The organism is Nocardia sp. NPDC003963 (assembly GCF_053605105.1).
The window spans coordinates 24,348-31,337 of sequence record NZ_JBSGIP010000055.1; the positions used below are offsets into that span (position 1 = coordinate 24,348).

At 68.1% G+C, this 6,990-nt stretch carries 8 protein-coding genes; 4 read left to right on the forward strand and 4 right to left on the reverse strand.

Annotated elements, in window-relative coordinates:
• Window positions 1-54: 54 nt before the first annotated feature.
• The 3 genes from ACWEWT_RS35160 to ACWEWT_RS35170 are packed head-to-tail and all read right to left on the reverse strand — an operon-like array spanning window position 55 to window position 2,930.
• A complete protein-coding gene (locus ACWEWT_RS35160; protein ID WP_452565216.1) occupies window positions 55-1,473 on the reverse strand; it encodes an NAD(P)(+) transhydrogenase (Re/Si-specific) subunit beta in 1,419 nt (472 codons plus the stop codon).
• Between the two features lie 3 nt (window positions 1,474-1,476).
• Window positions 1,477-1,797, reverse strand: a complete 321-nt coding sequence (locus ACWEWT_RS35165; RefSeq protein WP_327148238.1) for an NAD(P) transhydrogenase subunit alpha — start codon at window positions 1,795-1,797, stop codon at window positions 1,477-1,479.
• Complete coding sequence (locus tag ACWEWT_RS35170) at window positions 1,797-2,930, reverse strand: Re/Si-specific NAD(P)(+) transhydrogenase subunit alpha (protein WP_452565217.1); 1,134 nt, start codon at window positions 2,928-2,930, stop codon at window positions 1,797-1,799. The genes ACWEWT_RS35165 and ACWEWT_RS35170 overlap by 1 nt, the downstream gene beginning before the upstream one ends.
• Before the next feature lie 279 nt (window positions 2,931-3,209).
• Between ACWEWT_RS35170 and ACWEWT_RS35175 the strand changes: the two genes are divergently transcribed.
• From ACWEWT_RS35175 to ACWEWT_RS35185, 3 genes are all read left to right on the forward strand, one after another.
• Window positions 3,210-3,665: an HIT family protein gene (locus ACWEWT_RS35175; protein ID WP_452565218.1), complete on the forward strand. Its 456-nt coding sequence runs from the start codon at window positions 3,210-3,212 to the stop codon at window positions 3,663-3,665.
• Between the two features lie 65 nt (window positions 3,666-3,730).
• Window positions 3,731-4,567, forward strand: coding sequence for a maleylpyruvate isomerase family mycothiol-dependent enzyme (locus tag ACWEWT_RS35180; RefSeq protein WP_452565219.1), 837 nt, complete (start codon window positions 3,731-3,733; stop codon window positions 4,565-4,567).
• A gap of 1 nt (window position 4,568) precedes the next feature.
• Window positions 4,569-5,210: a Type 1 glutamine amidotransferase-like domain-containing protein gene (locus ACWEWT_RS35185; RefSeq protein ID WP_452565220.1), complete on the forward strand. Its 642-nt coding sequence runs from the start codon at window positions 4,569-4,571 to the stop codon at window positions 5,208-5,210.
• Window positions 5,211-5,223: 13 nt separating this feature from the next.
• Here ACWEWT_RS35185 and ACWEWT_RS35190 read toward each other — a convergent pair whose 3' ends face one another.
• On the reverse strand, window positions 5,224-5,670 hold the full coding sequence (locus ACWEWT_RS35190) for a GtrA family protein (RefSeq protein ID WP_452565224.1): 447 nt from the start codon (window positions 5,668-5,670) through the stop codon (window positions 5,224-5,226).
• A gap of 204 nt (window positions 5,671-5,874) precedes the next feature.
• Between ACWEWT_RS35190 and ACWEWT_RS35195 the strand changes: the two genes are divergently transcribed.
• Window positions 5,875-6,894 (forward strand): NAD(P)/FAD-dependent oxidoreductase, encoded by a 1,020-nt coding sequence (locus ACWEWT_RS35195; RefSeq protein ID WP_452565221.1) that lies wholly within the window; start codon window positions 5,875-5,877, stop codon window positions 6,892-6,894.
• Window positions 6,895-6,990: the final 96 nt, after the last annotated feature.

Here is a 6,990-nt window from a genome sequence, read left to right on the forward strand (position 1 = left end):
CGAGCGGCGCGGTGACGAACCGCGCGACCCGGGGCCGTGACGACTATCGCGCGCTTACAGCGCCTTCAACTCCTCGGTGACGGCTCCGACCGATTTCTTCGCGTCGCCGAACAGCATGGCCGTATGGTCGGCGTAGAACAGCGGGTTGTCGATACCGGCGAAACCGCTGTTCATCGAACGCTTCAACACGATCACCGATTTCGCCTGGTCGACATTGAGAACCGGCATCCCGTAGATCGGGCTGGCGGCGTCCTCGCGGGCGGCCGGGTTGGTGACATCGTTGGCGCCGATGACCAGGGCGACATCGGTGCGGCCGAATTCGCCGTTGATATCGTCCATTTCCTTCATGGCGTCGTAGGACACCTCGGCCTCGGCCAGCAGCACGTTCATATGGCCGGGCATCCGTCCGGCGACCGGATGGATCGCGTACTTGACCTCGACGCCCTTGGCTTCGAGCAGTCCCGCCATCTCCTTGACCGCGTGCTGCGCCTGGGCGACGGCCATACCGTAGCCGGGCACCACGATCACCTGGTTGGCATAGGCCATCTGGATCGCCGCGTCGGCGGCGGAAGTGGCCTTGGCCTGCTTCTGTTCGCCGTCACCGGAACTCGCGACCGCGCCGCCGCCACCGAAACCGCCCGCCACGATCGCCGGGATGGACCGGTTCATGGCTTTGGCCATGAGGTTGGTCAGGATAGTGCCGGACGCGCCGACGATCATGCCGGCCACGATCATGGCGGTGTTGTTCAGCGCCAGCCCGGCCGCCGCCGCGGACAGGCCGGTGAGGGCGTTGAGCAGCGAGATCACCACGGGCATATCCGCGCCGCCGATCGGCAGCACCACCATCAGGCCCAGGACACCGGCGGCCAGCAGCAGACCGACCATCCACAGCTGTGAGACACCACCGTCGGCGGCGCCGAGCCCGATGACCACCGCGGCCACGACGGCCGCCAGCAGCAGCACCAGGTTCACCAGCTGCTGCAACTTCCCGAGCCCGATCGGGCGGCCGGGCAGGATCTCCTGCAGTTTGCCGAACGCGATCAGCGAACCCCAGAACGAGATCGAACCGATGATCGCGGCGAACAGCGACCCCACGATGATGTGCACCGTGGGTTCCTCGCCGTGCTGGAACGCCGAGAACCCGGTGGTATCGATGAATTCGGCCCAGGCGATCAGGGCGACCGTACCGCCACCGACACCGTTGAACGCCGCCACCAGCTGGGGCATCGCGGTCATCTTGGTGTAACGCGCGGGCGGAACGCCCAGCGCCACACCGACGACGAGGCCCGCCACGATCAGGATCCAGTTGGTGGTGTCACGTACCGCGATCAGGGTCGCGATCACCGCGATCGCCATACCGCCCGCGGCGATCCAGTTGCCACGCACCGCGGTCTTCGGGCCGGTCAGCCCCATCAGACCGTAGATGAACAGGGCGAACGACAGGATATAGAGGATATCGACCAGATTGTCCATGGGTCACTTACCTGCCTTCTCGGCACCCGCGGCGGGCTTCTTACCTTTGAACATGCCCAGCATCCGGTCGGTGACCACGAAACCACCGATCACGTTCAGCGTTCCGAAGACCACGGCCACGAACAGGATGGCCTGCACCCCGATCGAGGGGTCCTCCACCCGCCCGAGGGTCACCAGCGCGCCCAGCACCACGATGCCGTGGATGGCGTTGGTACCCGACATGAGCGGGGTGTGCAGGGTATTGGGGACCTTGGAGATCACCGCGAAACCCACGAAACCGGACAGCACCAGAATCGCGATATTCGCCAGCAGCTCGGTGTACATCACTGCGCCTTCGTCGTCGGTTCGGCGTCACGGGTGACGCAGGAATCGGCCAGCACCTGGTCGGAGAAGTCCGGTTTCAGTTCGCCCTCGGCGAGCATCAGTTCCAGCAGCGCGGCGATATTCTTCGAGTACAGCTCGCTGGCGTGCTCGGGCATGGTGGCGGGCAGGTTGAGCGGCGAGCAGATCGTCACATCGTGCTTCACCACGGTCTCGCCGGGTTCGGTGAGTTCGCAGTTGCCACCGGTCTCCCCGGCGAGGTCCACGATGACACTGCCCGGTTTCATACCGGCCACCGCACCGGCGGTCACCAGCCGCGGCGCCGGGCGTCCGGGCACCAGCGCGGTCGTGATCACCACGTCGAAACCCTTGATGGCGTCTTCGAGGGCCTGCTGCTGTTTGTCCTTCTCCTCGTCGGTGAGTTCGCGGGCGTAACCGCCCTCACCGGCGGCGTCGATCCCGAGATCGAGCCACTGGGCACCCACCGAACGCACCTGGTCGGCGACCTCGGGCCGCACATCGTAACCGGTGGTCCGGCCACCCAGCCGTTTCGCGGTGGCCAGCGCCTGCAAACCGGCCACACCGACGCCGAGCACCAGCACGGTCGCCGGTTTCACCGTTCCGGCCGCGGTGGTGAGCATTGGGAAGAAGCGGGTCGATTCCGACGCCGCCAGCAGTACTGCCTTGTATCCGGCCACATTGGCCTGCGAGGACAGCGCGTCCATCACCTGGGCGCGCGAGATCCGCGGGATGGACTCCACCGCGAACGCCTGCACCCCGGCCTTCTTCAGCGCGTCGATCTGGTTGTCGGCGTTGCGCGGCGCCAGGAATCCGATGAGCGTCTGCCCCGCGGACAGCTTGTCCACCTCGGCATCGCTGGGCGGTGCCACCTTGACGACCACCTCGGCCGACCAGGGATCCCCGATCGTCGCACCGGCTTCTTCGTAGGCGGTATCGGGAATGAGCGCGCCCGCTCCGGCCCCGGCCTCGACCACGACCTCCACACCCTGTTTCACCAACGTGGGAATGATCTTCGGGACCAGAGCGACCCGTCGCTCGCCCGCGGCGGATTCGCGAACGACACCGACACGCGCCCCGCGCGGCGACGAATCGCCCCCGGCCTGCGTTGTCTCCACTTGTCTGCTTCCCTCTCCTACAGTTTCGGCCGCCGATCAACGGCGCGGGCGGAGGTGTCCTGGGACACCACCGCCCGAAATCCTGGCAACCGTACATCGGCCGAAGTGAGATTAGCTGAGATGCCCGTCACATTCCGCGGCGGCGGGCGGTTGTCTTCGCATCGGTAAATCCTGATCACGCGCTACATCTGCCGAAGCGTGCCCGGGAGTTTGAAAAGTTTGCCAAGTCGACCGGCCGACCGCGGGACCGATTCGCCCTTACTCCGTAGAGTGCGGCGGGTGAGCGACTGCGTTTTCTGCCGGATCGTGGCCGGCGCCGCGCCGGCCCACCGGGTCTACGAGGACGACACCGTGACCGCGTTCCTCGATATCCGGCCGATCACCCGCGGGCACACCCTGGTGATCCCGAAGCGGCATGCCACCGATCTGTCCGAACTGGATGCCGAGGCCGGTGTGGACCTGTTCCGGGTCGGCCATCGCATCGCCCGGGCGGTCCAGGGGCCCGGTTTCGCCGCCGACGGCGCGAATCTGCTGATCAACGACGGCAAGGCCGCGTTCCAGACGGTCGCCCACGTCCATCTGCACGTGATCCCCCGCAGCCACGGCGACAAATTCCGGTTCGCGAAAGGGCTCGTCCTGCGCCGCGCCCACGAACCGGAGCGGGTCGCCGCCGCATTACGCGCGGATCTGGCCGCCCTGACACCGGAGACCGGATCCGGAGACGACCTCGCCTGATGCGATACCTCCGCCTTCGCTACGGCCTCCGCGGATCCGCATACACCAGCCTCTGAGAAGGAACCATGACCGATACTCTCGACCGGACCGAGCTCACCGCGCTGTTGTCCGCACAGTTCGAAGCGCTCGCCGACCTCGTCACCGTCCTCGACGAGAACCGGTGGCGGACGCCCACTTCGCTGCCGGGGTGGACCGTGTTCGATGTGCTGAGCCATGTGATCGGCACCGAATCGATGCTGCTCGGGGACAAACCCCCGGCGCGCGACCGGCAGGCGCCCGATATCGATGTGCAGACCCTGCCGCACGTGCACAACGAGATCGGCGCCTTCAACGAGATCTGGGTGCAGCGCCTGCGACCGCGCCCCGGCACCGAACTGCTCGACCTCTACCGCGAGGTGATCGGCCGCCGCCGCGCGGCGCTCGCCGCCCTGGACGACGCGGGATGGTCCGCGCCGACACCGTCGCCGGTCGGTGAGGTGCCCTATGCCCGGTTCATGCGGGTCCGGTTGTTCGACTGCTGGATGCACGAACTCGATATCGCCGACGCACTCGGCGAGCAGGTCGACGAGGGTGGCGCCCGGGGTGAACTCGCCTTCGCCGAATTCGCGAACTCACTGCCCCGGGTGATCGCGAAACGCGGTAAGGCGCCCGCCGGATCCCTGATCACCCTGGCACTCACCGGACCGCTCGCGCGCACCCTGCACATCGAGGTCGGTGACCGTGCGCGCTATGTGGACGCGCCCGGCGGGGAATCCACGGTGACGGTGGAAGTGGACTCCGGTCTGCTGGTCCGGCTCGGCGGCGGCCGGGTGGACGCCGAATCGGCGCTGGACCGGATCGCCTTCCGCGGTGACGCGGATCTGGGCCGGCAGGTGGTCCGCAAGCTCGCCTTCACCATCTGATATGCGCTTGTTCCTGGCGAGCTACCGGTTCGGCGCGCACTACGACGTATTCGCCGCGCTGGCAGGGGAACCCGGCCCGATCGCGGTGATCGCCAATGCCTGCGATTCGTGGCCGCGGGCCCGGTCCGCCGCGCTGACCAGCGAACTGGTGCCGTTGCGCGAACGCGGTTTCCGCCCGGAGGAGGTGGATCTACGCGAATATGCCGGTCGCCCCGCGGAACTCGGCCGTACGCTGGCCCGATTCCCCGTCCTCTGGGTACGCGGCGGCAATACCTTCGTGCTGCGCGCCCAGTTCGCACGCAGCGGCGCGGACCGGATCATCCCGGACCTACTGGAGACCGATGCCCTGGTCTACGCGGGCTACAGCGCGGGTGCGTGCGTGCTGAGCCCGGATCTGCGCGGCATCGAGACATCCGACGATCCGGCCGAGGTGCGGCCGGCCTGCGGTATCGATCCGATCTGGGCGGGGCTGGGAATCATCGATCGCCCGGTGGTGCCGCATCTGGATTCCCCGACGGACCCCGACGGCGCGGGTGACGCCCTCGCGGCCCGGCTCCGCGCGGCGGGCACCCCGCACTGGGCGCTGACCGATGCCGATGTCGTAGTTCGCGACGGAGACGAAATCCGCCTGTACACAGGTTGATCGGCCGGAATGCTCAGCTCCGCCGGAAGACCACCCAGCGCATCGCCGAGTACATGTACACCGCCTCGCACGCACCGGCCAGCAACCGCGACAGGTGGTACTGCACACCGAGCGCGGCCAGCCCGGCTCCCACACCGAGGATGAAGGCCGCGTAGTTGATCAGTACGACCACCGCGTAGATCACCGCCTGCCGCCCGGCCGGCGCGTGCGAGCGGAAGTTCAGCCGCCTGTTGAGGTAGAACGCCAGCGCGAAGGCGCAGATATAGCCGATGGAGATCGCCGACCAGCCCGGCAGGCCGAGGCCGCTGCGCAGAGCGGTGAGGATCAGCAGGTCGACGCCGAAGGTGAACCCGTTGATCAGCGCGAAACCGAGGAAGGTGGGCGCGACGATCCGGCTCAGGCCGAACGGCAGGCGCGCGACCAGCGCCGCGCACCATCGGGCGAACCGGATCTCCCACATATCAGCGTTCGTCGCCAGATCCTGCACGGCGCCAGCCTCGCAGGATCAGGTGACCGGCAGGTGAGCGCCCGGCAAACCCACAGTTCGGACGCGAATCCCCGGCTGGTCGGCCCGGGCCACCGACTGAGTAAATTGTTGTTTCGGCAAATTTGTTTGCCAAAACAATCGAGGGTGCGGATAGTCGGCGCACAGGAGGTGGTCACGGTGACCGAACAACTGGAGAACGACTACGACGTGGTGGTGGCGGGTGGCGGGGCCGCCGGTCTGAACGGGGCGCTCATGCTGGCCCGCTCGCGGCGCACAGTGGTGGTGATCGACGCGGGCCGCCCGCGCAACGCCCCCGCCGAAGCCGTGCACGGTCTGCTGGCCCGCGACGGGACGACCCCGGCGGAACTGCTGGAGACCGGGCGCGCCGAAGTACGCCGCTACGGCGGCCAGGTGGTGTCCGGGGAGATCGTCGCCGCCGCCCGCGCGGGTGACCGGTTCACGGTCACCCTCGCCGGCGGGCGGACCGTCCGGGCCCGGCGACTGCTGGTGACGACCGGGCTCACCGATGAGCTGCCCGATATCCCCGGACTGTCGCAGCGCTGGGGCCGCGATGTGGTGCACTGCCCGTACTGCCACGGCTGGGAGGTGCGCGACCGGGCGATCGCCGTACTGAGCCGCGGACCGATATCCCTGCACCAGGTGCAGTTGTTCCGGCAGCTGAGCGACGATGTCGTGTACTTCACCCACGACCAGCCCGACCCCACCCCGGAGGCCGCCGAACGTCTCGCCGCCCGCGGCGTGCGGGTGGTGCGGGGCAAGGTGACCGGGGTCGAGGTCACCGACGACCGGATCAGCGGTCTCCGGCTCGCGGACGGAACCGTCGTCGCCCGGGAGGTCGTCGCCGTGGGCACGCGGATGGTGGCCCGGGCCGGATTCCTGGAAGGACTGGGGCTGACGGCCGTCGAACATCCGGCCGGATTCGGCCGGTACCTCCCCAGCGATGCCACCGGACGTACCGATATCCCCGGGATCTGGGCCGCGGGCAATATCACCGATATCGCCGCGCAGGTCGGGGCAGCCGCCGCCGCGGGCGCCACGGCAGGTGCACAGATCAACGCCGATCTGGTGGAAGAGGAATTCGATACCGCGGTCGCCGCGCGTCGTGGCGATCTCACGGCCGCCGCGGAGGCCGAGCTCGCGGAATCGGTGAACAGTTCCCGGGGACACGGTCTGTGAGCCTCCGGGGTCCCGTCCGCGCGTCCAGGCCCTGCTGGACCGCTTCGGAGCCCAGCAGTTTGAGGACCGAAAGCGCCGCCACATCGGTTTCGCCGC